This window comes from Qipengyuania citrea, from assembly GCF_009828015.1.
In the GTDB taxonomy this organism is placed as follows: Bacteria; Pseudomonadota; Alphaproteobacteria; order Sphingomonadales; family Sphingomonadaceae; genus Qipengyuania; species Qipengyuania citrea.
The window spans coordinates 645,673-660,689 of sequence record NZ_WTYG01000002.1; the positions used below are offsets into that span (position 1 = coordinate 645,673).

Consider the following 15,017-nt stretch of genomic DNA (forward strand, 5'->3'; position numbering starts at 1 on the left):
TGGACGCGGCCCGCGCGCCCCGGCCTCGGTACGGTGGGTAAATCCGGCCGCGCCGCTTGTAAGGCAGCGGCCTAGAGCGGTATTCCTGCAGCATGTCCGACGATCTGTTCGAAAACACGCCCACGTCCAGCGGCGATTACGACGCTTCCTCGATCGAAGTCCTCGAGGGGCTCGAACCTGTCCGGCGGCGTCCGGGCATGTATATCGGCGGGACCGACGACCGCGCGCTGCACCATCTCGTGGCCGAAGTGCTCGACAACGCGATGGACGAGGCCGTAGCCGGGCACGCGACACGGATCGAACTGCGGCTCGAGGAAGGCAATCGCGTCGTCGTCAGCGACAACGGGCGCGGCATCCCGGTGGGTGAACATCCCAAATATCCGGGCAAGTCGACGCTCGAAGTGATCCTCTCGACACTGCACTCGGGCGGCAAGTTCTCGGGCAAGGCCTATGCCACCAGCGGCGGCCTGCATGGCGTCGGCGTATCGGTGGTGAACGCGCTGTCGAGCGATACGCGCGTCGAAGTGGCACGCGACAAGCAACTCTACGCACAGAAATTCTCACGCGGCGAAACGCTCGGGCCGATCGAACAGCTCGGCCCTACCCCCAACCGCCGCGGAACCACGGTCAGCTTCGTGCCCGACACCGAAATTTTCGGCGACCGGCAGTTCAATCCGAAGAAGCTGTTCAAGCTTGCGCGCTCGAAAGCCTATCTCTTCGCGGGGGTCGAAATCCGCTGGAAATGCGCCCCCAGCCTGACCAGCGACGATGTCCCCGCCGAAGCGGTGTTCAAATTTCCCGGCGGCCTTGCGGACCACCTGGCCGAACAGCTCGGCGGGCGCGAATGCGTCACCGCGCAGCCCTTTGCCGGCACGCAGGATTTTCCCGACGAGGCCGGGCGCGTCGAATGGGCGATCGCCTGGCCGCTCTATTCGGACGGGTCGACCAGCTGGTATTGCAACACCGTGCCCACCCCTGACGGCGGAACGCACGAACAGGGCCTGCGCGCTGCGCTGACCAAGGCCCTGCGCGCCTTCGGCGAGCTAACCGGCGCGAAGAAGGCGAAGGACCTGACCGCCGACGATGTCATGGTGGGTGCCGAAGTCATGCTCTCGGTTTTCATCCGCGATCCGCAATTCCAGAGTCAGACCAAGGACCGGCTGACCTCGCCCGAAGCGGCACGGCTGGTCGAGAACGCAGTCCGCGACCATTTCGATCATTTCCTGTCGGACAATATGGACCGCGGCAAGGCTCTGCTCGGCCAGGTCATGGAGCGCATGGACGAGCGCCTGCGGCGCAAGCAGGAACGCGAGATCAAGCGCAAGACCGCGACCAATGCCAAGAAGCTGCGCCTGCCCGGGAAGCTGACCGATTGCTCGGGCGAAGGCGAAGGCGAGACCGAACTGTTCATCGTCGAAGGCGATTCTGCGGGCGGCAGCGCCAAGCAGGCGCGCAACCGCAAGACGCAGGCGATCCTGCCGATCCGCGGCAAGATCCTCAACGTGGCCAGCGCCACGGCGGACAAGATCCGCGCCAACAGCGAGATCGCCGACCTGACGCTGGCGATGGGCTGCGGCACGCGCAAGGATTGCGAGCCGGAAAACCTGCGCTACGATCGCATCATCATCATGACCGACGCCGATGTCGACGGCGCGCATATCGCCACGCTGTTGATGACCTTCTTCTTCCAGGAAATGACCGAAGTGGTGCGCGGCGGGCATCTCTACCTCGCGCAGCCCCCGCTCTATCGTCTGACCGCGGGTAAGGAGAGCCGCTATGCCCGCGACGACGAACATCGTGCCGAACTCGAGGCCACCGTGTTCAAGGGCAAGAAAGTCGATGTCGGCCGCTTCAAGGGGCTTGGCGAGATGAACCCCGCGCAGTTGCGCGAAACCACGATGGACCCGGAGACCCGTAGCCTGATCCGCATCACCCTGCCCGCCGAGTTCGAACAGCGCGCGGTGGTCAAGGAGCTGGTGGACCAGCTGATGGGCCGCAATCCCGAACACCGGTTCAACTTCATCCAGAACAATGCCGGCGACATGGACCGCGAGATGATCGACGCCTAGTCGGTGCTTTCGGTATGCACGTGCAGCTCGCCTTCGAGCGTGCGGTGAACCGGGCATTTATCGGCGATTTCGATGATCCGGCGGCGCTGGTCTGCATCCAGCGCGTCGCCGTGCACTGCAATCCGCCGGTTGAGCGCCTGCATCTTGGTGCCTTCCGCCATGGCTTCGGCATGGTCGCAGCGATCCGCGTGGTTGCGCTCATGCGTGACTTCAACGGTCACGCCCTCGAGCGGCCAACCCTTGCGGTCGGCATACATCTTCATTGTCATCGCGGTACAGGTACCCAACGCCGCGTTGAGCAGGTCGTAGGGCGTCGGGCCGCTGTCGTCGCCGCCATAGCTGCGCGGTTCATCGGCCACGAAGCTGTGGTTCGAGGTATGCACTTCGGTCCCGAACTTGCCGTGGCCGGTCTTGGCGACGATCCCTTCTTCGGGCAGCGGCCAGTCGTCGCGCAGCGGGAGATAGCGCTTGGCCCAAGCGGCGATCATGCCAGCTGCGAATTCTGCCGACTGGTGGTCGAGCAGCAGGTGGTCGGCGCCTTCGAGGCTGACGAAGCTCTTGGGATGCCGTGCCGCGCCGAACAGCGCACTGGCATTCTCGATACCGACGATATCGTCCGTCGGCGAATGGAGGAACAGCAAAGGGCAACGCAGCTTGCCGACTTCCTCGAGCAGGTCGGTCGCCTCCACCCGCTCGATGAATTCGCGGCTGAGCGAGAAATCGCGGCCACCGATCGTGACCGGCCCTTCCCCCTGCTCGCGGATGGCGTCGATATCGCCTTCGATCCGGGCCAGCACATGCGGCACATCGCTGGGCGCGCCGATGGTAGCGATCGCGGCGACCTTGTCGAATCCCAGATCGTCTGCCGCAGCGAGCACCGCCGCCCCGCCGAGGCTGTGCCCGACCATCAGGACGGGCTGCGCAAACCGGCGCAGCAGGTCCTCGGCCGCAGCGACCAGGTCGGCGACATCGGTGGCGAAACCGGCACGGCCGAAGTCGCCTTCACTGCCGCCCAGCCCGGTGAAGTCGAACCGCAGACAGGCAATGCCTTCACGCGACAGCGCGCGCGCCACGCTGACCGCCGCGCGGCTCTGCTTGGTGCAGGTGAAGCAATGCGCGAACAGCGCCGCCCCGCGCACCAGCCCGGTCGGCATTTCCAGGGAGCCGGTCAGCTCGTGCCCCGCATCGGTGGCGATCGTGATCGTTTCGGTAGGCATGCAATCTCCCTCGCGTCTGAACCCATAACGCCCCCTTGCACGAGCGGTGCCCGGCCCCTAACGCTAACGTAAAGTTGCAAGGGAAAACCGATGACAGAACCGACCCGTTTTGAAGGCACCAAATCCTATATCGCGACCGACGACTTGAAGGTCGCGGTCAATGCCGCTGTTACGCTAAGGCGTCCGCTGCTGGTCAAGGGCGAGCCGGGAACGGGCAAGACGGTTCTGGCACACGAGATTTCCAAGGCGCTCGACGCGCCGCTGATCGAATGGAACGTCAAGTCGACCACCAAGGCGCAGCAGGGCCTTTACGAATATGACGCGGTGGCCCGCCTGCGCGACGGCCAGCTCGGTGACGAGCGCGTCCATGACATTTCGAACTACATCCGGCGCGGCAAGCTGTGGGAAGCCTTCACCTCCGAAAAGCTGCCCGTGCTGCTGATCGACGAGATCGACAAGGCCGATATCGAGTTCCCCAACGACCTGTTGCAGGAACTCGATCGCATGAGCTTCGACGTCTACGAAACGCATGAGCGGATCGAGGCGAAGGAACGCCCGATCGTGGTCATCACCTCGAACAACGAGAAGGAACTGCCCGACGCCTTCCTGCGCCGCTGCTTCTTCCATTACATCAAGTTCCCCGACACCGAGACGATGCGCGACATCATTGAAGTCCACTTCCCCGGCGTGCAGAAGAGCCTGGTGACCAAGGCGATGGAAGTGTTCTACGAAATCCGCGAAGTGCCGGGTCTGAAGAAGAAGCCCTCGACCAGCGAACTGCTCGACTGGCTCAAGCTACTGCTCAACGAAGACATGCCGCTCGAAGTGCTGCAGGATGCCAACCCCAATGCCGCAATCCCCCCGCTGCACGGCGCGCTGCTGAAGAACGAACAGGACATCATGATGTTCGAACGGCTCGCCTTCATGGCCCGCCGCCAGAGCTGATCGCGCACAGCGAAATACGCATGTGAAAGGGGCGCGGACCGGATATGGTTCGCGCCCCTTTTCGCGTCTGAAAAGCCGCCGTCAGTTGAAGCTGTACGCCAGTTCGAAATCGCCCCAGCGGCGGCCGTTGATAACCAGCGGGACATAGACATTGCGCACGACGACATAGTTCCGGCCGTCGCCTTCCTGCCGGTACACCGCCATCATGTAGGGATCGGTCTGGCTCTTGGCCTTCTTGTCGATCGCATAGAGCATGACGCGCCCGTTGCGGCAGTAGGTCGTATCATGCGTGACATCGCCGGTCGGCGCGCGGCAGCGATCGGTGATATGCGTCGGCAGGAAGCCGTTCATATCCGCTTCCGAACACATCAGGATCGGTCCGCCCTGCGCGACCACGCGGTCGTTGATCGGGCGCCAGTTCGCATCGGCCCAATCGCTCAGTGCAGTGCGGTACTGTTCGGGGTTGGTGCCGGGGACATATTGGTAATCGCGGTCGAACAGCTGGTCCATGCTGAGCGATCCGTCGGCGATCGCGGCTTCGGCGACGCCGGCGACTTCCGCGGCGAAACGGCGCGCCTGTTCGACCATCCGGCTGTCATCGGGCGAAAGGTCCGCCTTGACCAGCTGGTCGAACATCTCGCTCGCGGTCATTTCCAGATCCTCGATCCGGGCATGCGCCGTACCGAGCTTGGTTTCGTTGACCGTGACCGCCTCGTCGAAATCGTCGAGCACATCCTGCACGCGGTGGACATGCCCCGAAATGGTGGCGGTGTTGCGCGCAATCAGGTCCTGCTGGCCGTCGACCTCGAGCAGCAGTTCGGTGACGCTGCGCATGGTATCCTCGATCGAGCCGACCGAGTTCTTCGCCTGGCTGCTCGCTTCCGCGCCGCTTTCGATCTTCTCGATCACCTGACCCGCTTCGTTGCCGAGCGTATCGATCGTCCGGCCGATCTCCTCGGTTGCCTTGCGGGTCTGGCTGGCAAGCGATTTCACCTCATTGGCGACGACCGCGAAAGTGCGGCCCTGCTCGCCCGCGCGCATCGCCTCGATCGTCGCATTGAGCGCGAGGATGTTGGTCGTCTCGGCGATCTGGTCGATCTCCTGGCTGGAGCGGCGCACCTGGTCCATCGCCGCGGCAAAGCCGGTGACATGCTGGGTCAGCGTTTCGACCAGGCTGAGCAGATTGCCGATCTCGTTCAGCGAGTTGTTGATCATCGTCGAACCGTGCCTGAGCCGTTCGATCGCGCGTTCGGACAGCAGCCGGGCCTCGTCGCTCGCTTCGAGCACCTTGCGCTGATCTTCGTCGAGCGTCCGCACGGTGCCCTGCAACTCGCCATATTCGCTGCGCAGGTGGCCGAACGAATCGATCACGCCCTGGACGATACCCGCCACATCGGAACAGCCGACGGTGACCTTGCCGCAGGCGGCCGGAATTTGATCGAGAGCGGACGCACCGCCCTTGTCGATCGCGCTGAGTTCCATGTGCTTACGACCCCCTTATTCGTTTTGATCAGCGAGGTTTAGGCGCTGATGGTTAGTGGAGGGTAAAAATCGGTTGCGATTCACACACTGGTGCACTCGCCCTACACGCGCTAAGCCGTTCGGCATGTTCTTCAATTTCGTCGACGAGCTTCGCTCTGCGGGCATTTCCGCAAGCTTCAAGGAACACCTCACGCTGATCGAGGCGCTCGACCGCGACGTGATCGAGCAATCGCCCGAAGCCTTCTACTACCTCAGCCGGGCGACCTTCGTGAAGGACGAAGGGCTGATCGACCGGTTCGACCAGGTGTTCCAGAAAGTCTTCAAGGGCATCCTCAGCGATTACGGGCAGAACCCCGTGGATGTCCCCGAAGACTGGCTGAAGGCGGTGGCCGAGAAATTCCTGTCCGAAGAGGAGATGGAAAAGATCAAGGCCCTGGGCGACTGGGACGAGATCATGGAGACGCTCAAGAAGCGTCTGGAGGAACAGGAAAAACGCCACCAGGGCGGCAACAAGTGGATCGGCACGGGCGGGACATCGCCCTTCGGCAATTCGGGCTACAACCCCGAAGGCGTGCGGATCGGCGGGGAAAGCAAGCACAAGCGTGCGGTCAAGGTGTGGGAAAAGCGCGAGTTCAAGAACCTCGACAACACCAAGGAACTGGGCACGCGCAACATCAAGATGGCGCTGCGGCGCCTGCGCCGCTTTGCCCGCGAAGGCGCCGCCGACGAGCTCGACCTCGATGCGACGATCGAGGGCACGGCCAAGCAGGGCTGGCTCGACATCCGCATGCGGCCCGAACGGCACAATGCGGTCAAGCTGCTGCTGTTCCTCGACGTCGGCGGGTCGATGGATCCCTTCATCAAGGTGACCGAGGAACTGTTCAGCGCGGCCACGGCCGAATTCAAGAACCTCGAATTCTTCTACTTCCACAACTGCCTGTATGAAGGCGTGTGGAAGGACAACCGCCGGCGCTGGCAGGAACGCACCAAGACCTGGGATGTGCTCCACAAATACGGGCACGACTACAAGATCGTGTTCGTCGGCGATGCGGCGATGAGCCCCTACGAGATCACCCATCCGGGCGGCAGCGTCGAGCATATGAACGAGGAAGCCGGCGCCACCTGGATGCAGCGCGTGACCAGTACTTATCCGGCGACCGTGTGGCTCAACCCGGTGCCCGAAAAGCAGTGGAGCTATTCGCAGTCGACCAAGGTGATGAAACAGCTGGTCAACGACCGCATGTATCCGCTGACGCTCGACGGGCTCGACGACGCGATGCGCGAACTGAGCCGCAAGACCGGGGCATGAGAAAACCCCGGGCGTTGCTTACGCCCGGGGTCGTTGCTTCCAGCGGGTAGCGGGCCACGCGGCCCGCCCCGGCTAGTCCTTCTGATCGAGTTCCTCGTTGAGGCGCAGCGAACAGCGCCAGAAGAAGAACGCCGGCAGCAGCCCGAGGAACGTCGCGCCGTAAAGCACGTAGCGCACGCTTTCCTCGCCATAGGCGGGCTGCAGCAGATCGGACATCATCCCGAAGAACAGTGGCCCCAGCCCCAGCCCGATGAGGTTCTGGAAGAACAGCAGCACGGCGGCCGCGATCGCCCGGGCGCGCAGCGGCACGAGGCCCTGCACGCTCGAATAGGTGGGGCCGTAATAGAGCGAATTGCAGATCGTCGGGACGATCAGCAGGAACAGCGCCAGCAGCCAGTTGTCGGTCATGAAGGCGAGCAGCGCGAAGGGTATCGTCACCACCATGCCCACCGCGGGCGCGGTGAGCACATGGCGGCGGTTCTTGGCGCCCCAGCGATCGGCGATATAACCGCCCAGGACCGTGCCGGCGATGCCCGCCCCGCCATTGACCAGCCCGAACCACAGCCCGGTTTCACCCGGGGTCAGCCCGTGCGTGCGCTGGAAGAAGATCGTGATCCAGGTAACCTTGCCGTAGGCGAGGAAGGCCGCGGCCGAACCTGCCGCCACCAGCAGGACGAAAGCGCGCGAGCTGAACATTGCCTTGAGCGCGGCCTTCATCGGCATCTGTTCGGCCGACTGCTGCGTACCGGCCTGCATCATCCCGGTGCGGCGGGGGTCCTTCAGATAGGTGAAGACGACCACGGCCAGCGCAATGCCCGGAAGCCCGACGATCAGGAAGGCGTTGCGCCACCCGACCGAATCGGCGAGCAGGCCGCCGATCAGCATGCCCAGCAGTGTGCCGATGGGGATGCCAAGCGCGTAGAAGGCCAGCGCGGAGGAGCGCTTGGAAGGTTCGACCATATCCGCGATCAGCGAATGCGCAGGCGGCGTGCAACCCGCCTCGCCCACGCCCACGCCGATCCGCGCCAGCAGCAGCTGGATGAAATTCTGCGCCAGTCCGCACAAGGCAGTCATGGCCGACCAGATCGCCAGCGCACCGCCGATCAGCCATGGGCGGTTGGTAGTCGAGCGATCAGAGAAACGCGCGATCGGCAGGCCGAGGATCGTGTAGAACAGTGCGAAGGCCAGGCCCGTCATCAGGCCGATCTGCGTATCGCTCAGACCCAGTTCGAGCCGGATCGGCTCGGCCAGGATGTTGACGATCTGCCGATCGATGAAATTGAAGATGTAAACTATCAGAAGGATCCACAGGGTAACCCTGACCGATCCACCAGTCTGCCGTGCTGCCGCAGTCGCCATTATAACCTCTCCCGAAGCGCGGGTATGCCCGTCACTTTCAAGTAGGCTCGCCTTCCCGGGGCCTTAGGTCAAGACCATTGATCGAAAATCGAACTTGCGGTCGGGTAGAAAAGTTTGCCGCTGTCCAACCCTGCGACCGCGTACGGACGGCGGTGCTGCCCGACCGGTCAGTTGTAGGCCAGATGCGCTGCGATCGATTCGCGCCAGGCGGCTTCGTCCGCGCTGGCGACCCGGTCGAGATCGTCGGGAACGGCTTCACTGTCGTCGACCCATTCGCGCAGCACCGAACCCCCGTTGATCACGTCGATCGCCAGGCGGTCGAGTTCGTATTCGTAAGGGAAATCGCGCCAGATCGGATAGTCGCAATAGAGAGCGCGGATGGCCTTGAAGGCCAGGGCCTGCAATCGCCAAGGGCGGAACGCGTGGTGATCGTAGAACTCGCCTTCGGCATGGATCATCAGCCCGTTGCACAGCGCGCCCGCGTGCTTGTGGAAAGTCGGTTCGAACCAGCATTCGCGAAGCGCCGAACCGCGCATCCAGACCGGCGCCAGACGATGCATTTCGGCCAGCACTGCCTTGGCATCCACGTCGGGCGCCCCGAACAGGACTTCCAGCGGCCGGGTCGTCCCCCGGCCCTCGCTCAGCGTGGTGCCTTCGAGCATGACGGTGCCGGCATAGGCCCGCGCCATGTTGAGGCTGGCCGCATTGGGGCTCGGATTGATCCAGATGCGGCTTTCGGGCCAGCCATAGCCGGGGGCCCGGCCGGGCGACCAACCCTGCATCTCGATCACCTGCAGATCCACGTCGAGCTTGAAATGCGCGACGAACCAGCGCGCCATTTCGCCCATGGTCAGCCCGTGACGCATCGCCATCGGCGCGGCGCCAACAAAGCTCTCCTGACCGGGTTCGAGTAGGGTTCCTTCCACCGGCCCACCGGCGGGATTGGGGCGGTCAAGCACCCATACCGACTTGCCCGCCTTCGCCGCCTCCTCGAGCAGATACAGCAGCGTGGTGACGAAGGTGTAGATCCGGCAGCCGAGGTCCTGCAGGTCGAACAGGAAGACGTCGGCGCTGTCCATCATCTGCGCGGTGGGGCGCCGTACTTCGCCATAGAGGCTGAAAACGGGGATGCCGTAGTGCGGATCGACCTCGTCCCCGGTCTCGACCATGTTGTCTTGCTTGTCGCCCTTGAGCCCGTGCTGCGGACCGAAGGCGGAGGTCACATTGACCCCGCGGTCGATCAGCGCGTCGAGCGAATGCGTGAGGCCCGCGGTTACCGAGGCAGGATGCGCGACCAGCGCGACCCGGCGCCCGTCCAGCGGCTTGCGCAGTTGCTCTTCCGTGACGAGCCGATCGATGCCGAATTTCATGGCGCGCTAGCTGCCCCAAGCCGCGCGGTGAAGCAAGACGGATCGTGGAAATCGGGCGCCTCTCTGCCATGAGCGAGCGCCCAGTAGCTCTTGTGCCCGCCGGTCTCCTCGATCACGCAGCTGATGCCCATCGCGCACTCGGTCTGCGGCAGCCCCGCGGCGGGCAGCGCGGCATCGAAGATCGCGAACTTGCCGCCAGGGCGCATAGTGCAGACCGCATCGCGCGGCATCGGCCATTCGCTCATGCCGTCGCGCGGGGCCGAGAAGCGGTAGGCATTCCAGCGCTCGGAGGGCGACAGATTGAACTCGTGATAGGCGGTGTCCCCATCGGGCCGCAGGAAGAGCTCGAAGCAGGTGGTCTGCCACAGTCCGTCGGCGCGTCCCTTGCCGGCAAATCCGGGGAGGACGAGATCATGCGCAGCCTCGATCCGCCAGCGCAGCGTCAGCCAGTTGGCATCGTGCGCGGTCACGCGCGCCTCCACCGCCGTTACCCCCAGTGCAGGGCATGCCGGATGCGGTTCCAATCGATAGATTTGCATGCCGCCCCTTACCTGCTAGCGCGCGCCTCGTCATGAACAACTATACGTCCGAACTCATGCGCGTGCTCGACGAGCGCGGCTATATCCACCAGGTCACCGATGCCGCAGGGCTCGATGCGCTTGCCGCCAGGCAGATCGTCCCCGGCTATATCGGTTTCGATGCCACCGCGCCGTCGCTCCACATCGGCAGCCTCGTCCAGATCATGATGCTGCGGCGCCTCCAGCAGGCGGGCCACAAGCCGGTCGTGCTGATGGGCGGCGGGACCACGCGGATCGGCGATCCGACCGGCCGCGACGAGAGTCGCAAGATGCTCACCGACGAGACGATCGCAGCCAATATCGAGGGGATCCGCACCGTCTTCGAACGGTTGCTGACCTTCGGCGAGGGGCCGACCGATGCAGTCATGGTCGACAACCAGGACTGGCTGGGCGAACTCGGCTATATCGAAATGCTGCAGAAGGTCGGCACACATTTCACCGTCAACCGGATGCTGACATTCGATTCGGTGCGGCTGCGGCTCGAGCGCGAGCAGCCGATGACCTTTCTCGAATTCAACTACATGATCCTGCAGGGATACGACTTCCGTCACCTGGCGCAGGACATGGGCGTGCGGCTGCAGATGGGCGGCAGCGACCAGTGGGGCAATATCGTCAACGGGATGGAGCTCGGCCGCCGGATGGATGGCAGCGAGCTGTTCGGCCTGACCACGCCGCTGCTGACCACCGCCGATGGCGGCAAGATGGGCAAGACCGCCTCGGGCGCGGTCTGGCTCAACGAAGCGCAGCTGCCGAATTACGACTTCTGGCAATATTGGCGCAATGTCGACGACCGCGACGTGGGCCGCTTCCTGCGGCTGTTCACCGACCTCGACCTGGCTGAAATCGCCCGGCTCGAAGCGCTCGAAGGCGCGCAGATCAACGAAGCCAAGACGGTTCTTGCCAATGAAGTAACCACGCTCGTTCGGGGTGCCGAAGCCGCGCGGCTCGCCGAGCGCACCGCGGCCGAGACCTTCGCCGGCGGCGGCGCGGGCAGCGATCTGCCGACGCTTGCCGTGGGCGCGGACGGCATGCGGATCGGCGCGGTGCTCACCGAGCTCGGCTTCACCGCTTCGAACGGCGAGGCCAAGCGAAAGCTGGCCGAAGGCGCGGTCAAGCTCGACGGGGCAGTGATCACCGAACCGGGGCATCTGGTAACGGTCGCGCAAGGCGGCGAATGCAAGCTCAGCCTGGGCAAGAAGAAGCACGCAATCATCCGCGCGCAATAAGCGGCGAAGCGAGCATCAGGAACGTCGAAAGGCCCCGATTGTTTACCATTTGGAAGACTTTTCCGCGCATAGTATATTTCGTCTTAAGCACTTCAAAGGGAACGCCAGCATGACTGTCGGAGCACAACTGAGCGTAACCGACCAGCGCCGGATGGCGCGTCATCCGGTCGACCATCCCGTCATCGCCGAACATTTCGGAAAAGGCGACGTGCACCTGCATATCGCCAACGTCTCCTCCAACGGCTTCATGATCGACAATGCGGAAGACATCGCCCGCGGCGAGCGCGTGATCGTGCGCTTGCCGGTCATCGGCCGGATCGAAGCCTATTGCATCTGGATCCGCGACAACCGCGCCGGCTTCCAGTTCGAACGGATCATCCGGGTCGACGATTTCCTGGCGATGATCGACACGCTGCAGCCCAATCCGCGGCTGCGCAAGCTGCGCTGATTTCCAACCGCTTCTTCTAGAACGACAAGCAGGCCCGTCTTCACAACCGAAGGCGGGCCTGCCATGCGTCCGGGGTGAACGACACAAGCAAGCTTTCCCCCGACGCATCGCCCCTCAGGATCGCGAACTTCCGCGCCTACTGGCTCAGCCGCCTGTCGATGACGCTGGCGCAATATGCGATGATGCTGATCATCGGCTGGCAGACCTACAATCTGGCACGCGACGGCGGGATGGGGGTCGGCGCGGCATCGGGCCAACTGGCGCTGATCGGTCTGCTGCAATTCATCCCGCTGTTCCTGCTCACGCCCTTTTCCGGCTGGGCGGCGGATCATTTCGACCGGCGCAACATCGCCCGCCTGACCGTGCTTGCCCAGCTGGGCTGCGCGGGCACCCTCGCCTGGTTCACCTGGAGCGAGACGCTGACAGTGACCGTATTGTTCGGCGTGGCGATCGTGCTCGGGATCGTCCGCGCGTTCAACGGCCCCGCGCTGTCCGCGCTGGCCCCCAATCTGGTACCCAAGACGATCCTGCCCAACGCCATCGCGCTGTCGAGCATCGCCTGGCAGGTCGGGATGATCGTGGGCCCGGCGATCGGCGGCTACACCTACGCCATAATGCCCGCCCTGCCCTATATCACCGCCTTCGCGCTGTTCGCGGTATCGCTGGCCGCGCTGAGCTTCATCGGCAAGGTGCAGCAGCCGGCACGCGCGGCGAACAGGCGCCCGATCCACCAGATGGTCGAAGGGCTGCGCTACGTGGTCCGCAACAAGATGGTGCTGGGCGCGATCACGCTCGACCTGTTCGCGGTCTTTCTCGCCGGGGCGACTGCGCTGTTCCCGGTCTATGCGCGCGATATCCTGGAGGTCGGCGAAACCGGGCTGGCGCAGCTGGCGATGGCGCCGGCAGTGGGCGCCGCGCTCACCGCGCTGTGGTTCAGCTTCCGTCCGCTTAAGACCAATGTCGGGCCCAAGATGCTGTGGGCGGTGGCGGTATTCGGACTGGCCACGGTGGTCTTCGGGCTCTCCAAGACGATGCCGCTCAGCCTCGCCATGCTGTTCATCATCGGCGCGGCGGACATGTTCAGCGTCTATATCCGCCAGTCGCTGATCCAGCTGCACACGCCCGACGACAAGCGCGGGCGCGTGTCCTCGGTCAGCCTGCTGACGATCAGCGCGTCGAACGAATTCGGCGATTTCTTCTCGGGCAGCCTCGCCTTCCTGTTCGGCCCGGTGATCGCGGTGGTCGGCGGCGGGGTCGGCGCGATCGCCACGGTCGCGCTGTGGTCGCGAATTTTTCCCGTCCTGCGGACAACGCGGACCTTTGACCCGCCTGACGAATTGTTAGACACTCCCCCCGAAGAGAAATTGCAGGAGCAGATGCCATGAAAGCCGACTCCGTCCTCGCCACGATCGGCGATACCGCCCACATTCGCCTGTCGCGCCTGTTCCCCGACCACGAGGTCTGGGTGAAGAACGAGCGCGCCAATCCGGGCGGTTCGATCAAGGATCGCATCGGCCTCGCGATGATCGAGGATGCCGAAGCGGCGGGCAAGCTCAAGCCCGGCGGCACAATCGTCGAACCCACCAGCGGCAACACCGGGATCGGCCTCGCGATGACTGCCGCGGTCAAGGGTTACAAGCTGGTGCTGGTCATGCCCGAAAGCATGAGCGTCGAACGCCGCCGGCTGATGCTCGCCTATGGCGCGACCTTCGACCTGACGCCCAAGGAAAAGGGCATGAAGGGCGCGATCGAACGCGCGCAGGAACTGGTCGAACAAACCGAAGGCGCCTGGATGCCCAGCCAGTTCGACAATGAAAGCAACTGGAAGGTCCACGCGCGCACCACCGCCAAGGAAATCCTCGATGACTTCGCCGATACGCCGATCGATGCGATGATCACCGGGGTCGGCACCGGTGGGCACCTGACCGGCTGCGCCGAAGTGCTCAAGCAGAGCTGGAGCGCGCTGAAAGCCTATGCGGTCGAACCGCAGGGCTCGCCGGTCATCAGCGGCGGCCAGCCCGGCCCGCACCCGATCCAGGGCATCGGCGCCGGCTTCGTCCCCGACAATCTGCACACTCAGGCAATCGACGGCGCGATCCAGGTCGATCCCGAGGATGCCAAGGAAATGGCCCGCCAGTGCGCTGCGAAGGAAGGCCTGTTGGTGGGTATCTCAAGCGGCGCGACATTGGCCGCAATCAAGCAGAAACTGGCCGATCTGCCTGCCGGATCGCGCGTGCTGGGCTTCAATTACGACACTGGCGAACGGTACCTGTCGGTGCCCGATTTCCTGCCCGAGTGATGCCTTTCGAGAAGGTCGGATACGAAGACGGCGCGGTCGCGCTGACCGCGTTTTACGCGCGGCCCGCCGTCCCGGCCCGCGCCGCGGTGGCGATCTATCCGACCTTCATGAACACGACCCCCGCGGTCGAGGCGAAGGCCGATGCACTCGTCGATGCCGGTTACGCAGTGCTGATCGGCGATTTCTACGGGCCCGAAGCCCCGTCCGATGCCGACCAGGCTTTTGCCGCCATGGGCCGGCTGCGCGGTGATCCGCCGGCAATGCGCCAGCGCCTGCGCGCCACGCTCGATCTTCTGCGCCGGCTCGAACCCGATGTGCCGCAAATGGCGATCGGTTTCTGCCTCGGCGGCATGGCAGTGCTCGAAATGGCGCGCGACGGGCAGGATCTCGCTGCCGTGGTGAGCTTTCACGGCCTGCTCGAAACCGCCCTGCCCGCCGACAAGCGGATTATGCCGCGGATCCTGGTATGCCACGGCGATGCCGATGCGCTGGTCCCCCGCAGCCAGGTCACCGGTTTCTGGGAAGAAATGGACGCGGTGGGGGCCGATTGGCATTTCCACAGCTATGCAGGTGTCCAGCATGGCTTCACCACGCCGCGCATGCGCGACGGCTCGCCCAATCCCGCCTATGACGCAAGTGCCGACCGCCAGAGCTGGGCGGCGATGCATGCGCTGTTCGACGAAGTGCTCGGATAGGGTAAGCGCCCTGACGGAAT

13 protein-coding genes are annotated in these 15,017 nt (G+C 64.2%); 8 read left to right on the forward strand and 5 right to left on the reverse strand.

What is annotated here, in order from left to right:
* Positions 1 to 92: 92 nt before the first annotated feature.
* The gene (gene parE, locus GRI55_RS08635) at positions 93 to 2,069 is read left to right on the forward strand and encodes a DNA topoisomerase IV subunit B (protein ID WP_050600549.1); all 1,977 of its coding nucleotides are present in this window, start codon (positions 93 to 95) and stop codon (positions 2,067 to 2,069) included.
* Here the strand turns inward: parE and GRI55_RS08640 are convergent.
* Positions 2,066 to 3,286, reverse strand: a complete 1,221-nt coding sequence (locus GRI55_RS08640) for a bifunctional alpha/beta hydrolase/OsmC family protein (RefSeq protein ID WP_160766848.1) — start codon at positions 3,284 to 3,286, stop codon at positions 2,066 to 2,068. The two genes, parE and GRI55_RS08640, sit on opposite strands and share 4 nt — an antisense overlap.
* A gap of 90 nt (positions 3,287 to 3,376) precedes the next feature.
* On the opposite strand from GRI55_RS08640, the gene GRI55_RS08645 reads away from it, so the two are divergent.
* Positions 3,377 to 4,231: an AAA family ATPase gene (locus GRI55_RS08645; protein WP_063505897.1), complete on the forward strand. Its 855-nt coding sequence runs from the start codon at positions 3,377 to 3,379 to the stop codon at positions 4,229 to 4,231.
* An 81-nt stretch (positions 4,232 to 4,312) separates the two neighbouring features.
* Here GRI55_RS08645 and GRI55_RS08650 read toward each other — a convergent pair whose 3' ends face one another.
* On the reverse strand, positions 4,313 to 5,713 hold the full coding sequence (locus tag GRI55_RS08650) for a methyl-accepting chemotaxis protein (protein ID WP_160766849.1): 1,401 nt from the start codon (positions 5,711 to 5,713) through the stop codon (positions 4,313 to 4,315).
* Positions 5,714 to 5,837: 124 nt separating this feature from the next.
* Here GRI55_RS08650 and GRI55_RS08655 point away from each other — a divergent pair, with 124 nt between their 5' ends.
* Positions 5,838 to 7,022, forward strand: coding sequence for a vWA domain-containing protein (locus tag GRI55_RS08655; RefSeq protein ID WP_050600553.1), 1,185 nt, complete (start codon positions 5,838 to 5,840; stop codon positions 7,020 to 7,022).
* Positions 7,023 to 7,094: 72 nt separating this feature from the next.
* On the opposite strand, the gene GRI55_RS08660 is transcribed toward GRI55_RS08655, so the two are convergent.
* The 3 genes from GRI55_RS08660 to GRI55_RS08670 form a co-directional block, all read right to left on the reverse strand.
* Positions 7,095 to 8,381 carry a spinster family MFS transporter gene (locus GRI55_RS08660; RefSeq protein ID WP_160766850.1) on the reverse strand — a complete coding sequence of 429 codons (1,287 nt, stop codon included), beginning with the start codon at positions 8,379 to 8,381 and terminating at the stop codon, positions 7,095 to 7,097.
* A 167-nt stretch (positions 8,382 to 8,548) separates the two neighbouring features.
* Complete coding sequence (locus GRI55_RS08665) at positions 8,549 to 9,751, reverse strand: exo-beta-N-acetylmuramidase NamZ family protein (protein WP_160766851.1); 1,203 nt, start codon at positions 9,749 to 9,751, stop codon at positions 8,549 to 8,551.
* Positions 9,748 to 10,221, reverse strand: a complete 474-nt coding sequence (locus GRI55_RS08670) for a DOMON-like domain-containing protein (protein WP_307019354.1) — start codon at positions 10,219 to 10,221, stop codon at positions 9,748 to 9,750. Before GRI55_RS08670 ends, GRI55_RS08665 begins: the two co-directional genes overlap by 4 nt.
* A gap of 101 nt (positions 10,222 to 10,322) precedes the next feature.
* Here GRI55_RS08670 and tyrS point away from each other — a divergent pair, with 101 nt between their 5' ends.
* The 5 genes from tyrS to GRI55_RS08695 all read left to right on the forward strand — a co-directional run bounded on the left by tyrS (position 10,323) and on the right by GRI55_RS08695 (position 14,997).
* Positions 10,323 to 11,555 (forward strand): tyrosine--tRNA ligase, encoded by a 1,233-nt coding sequence (gene tyrS / locus GRI55_RS08675; RefSeq protein WP_160766853.1) that lies wholly within the window; start codon positions 10,323 to 10,325, stop codon positions 11,553 to 11,555.
* 109 nt (positions 11,556 to 11,664) lie between these two features.
* Complete coding sequence (locus GRI55_RS08680) at positions 11,665 to 12,003, forward strand: PilZ domain-containing protein (RefSeq protein ID WP_050600558.1); 339 nt, start codon at positions 11,665 to 11,667, stop codon at positions 12,001 to 12,003.
* A 74-nt stretch (positions 12,004 to 12,077) separates the two neighbouring features.
* Positions 12,078 to 13,388 carry an MFS transporter gene (locus tag GRI55_RS08685; RefSeq protein WP_160766854.1) on the forward strand — a complete coding sequence of 437 codons (1,311 nt, stop codon included), beginning with the start codon at positions 12,078 to 12,080 and terminating at the stop codon, positions 13,386 to 13,388.
* Positions 13,385 to 14,302: a cysteine synthase A gene (gene cysK / locus GRI55_RS08690; RefSeq protein WP_160766855.1), complete on the forward strand. Its 918-nt coding sequence runs from the start codon at positions 13,385 to 13,387 to the stop codon at positions 14,300 to 14,302. Before GRI55_RS08685 ends, cysK begins: the two co-directional genes overlap by 4 nt.
* Entirely contained in the window at positions 14,302 to 14,997 is a 696-nt protein-coding gene (locus tag GRI55_RS08695; RefSeq protein ID WP_160766856.1) for a dienelactone hydrolase family protein, read from the forward strand. Before cysK ends, GRI55_RS08695 begins: the two co-directional genes overlap by 1 nt.
* Positions 14,998 to 15,017 lie beyond the last annotated feature (20 nt).

What these genes read in the sequence shown, in the direction of transcription:
- parE (WP_050600549.1), top strand. Translation starts at nt 93, where the DNA reads ATGTCCGACGATCTGTTCGAAAACACGCCCACGTCCAGCGGCGATTAC.
- GRI55_RS08640 (WP_160766848.1), bottom strand. Translation starts at nt 3,286, where the DNA reads ATGCCTACCGAAACGATCACGATCGCCACCGATGCGGGGCACGAGCTG.
- GRI55_RS08645 (WP_063505897.1), top strand. Translation starts at nt 3,377, where the DNA reads ATGACAGAACCGACCCGTTTTGAAGGCACCAAATCCTATATCGCGACC.
- GRI55_RS08650 (WP_160766849.1), bottom strand. Translation starts at nt 5,713, where the DNA reads ATGGAACTCAGCGCGATCGACAAGGGCGGTGCGTCCGCTCTCGATCAA.
- GRI55_RS08655 (WP_050600553.1), top strand. Translation starts at nt 5,838, where the DNA reads ATGTTCTTCAATTTCGTCGACGAGCTTCGCTCTGCGGGCATTTCCGCA.
- GRI55_RS08660 (WP_160766850.1), bottom strand. Translation starts at nt 8,381, where the DNA reads ATGGCGACTGCGGCAGCACGGCAGACTGGTGGATCGGTCAGGGTTACC.
- GRI55_RS08665 (WP_160766851.1), bottom strand. Translation starts at nt 9,751, where the DNA reads ATGAAATTCGGCATCGATCGGCTCGTCACGGAAGAGCAACTGCGCAAG.
- tyrS (WP_160766853.1), top strand. Translation starts at nt 10,323, where the DNA reads ATGAACAACTATACGTCCGAACTCATGCGCGTGCTCGACGAGCGCGGC.
- GRI55_RS08680 (WP_050600558.1), top strand. Translation starts at nt 11,665, where the DNA reads ATGACTGTCGGAGCACAACTGAGCGTAACCGACCAGCGCCGGATGGCG.
- cysK (WP_160766855.1), top strand. Translation starts at nt 13,385, where the DNA reads ATGAAAGCCGACTCCGTCCTCGCCACGATCGGCGATACCGCCCACATT.
- GRI55_RS08695 (WP_160766856.1), top strand. Translation starts at nt 14,302, where the DNA reads ATGCCTTTCGAGAAGGTCGGATACGAAGACGGCGCGGTCGCGCTGACC.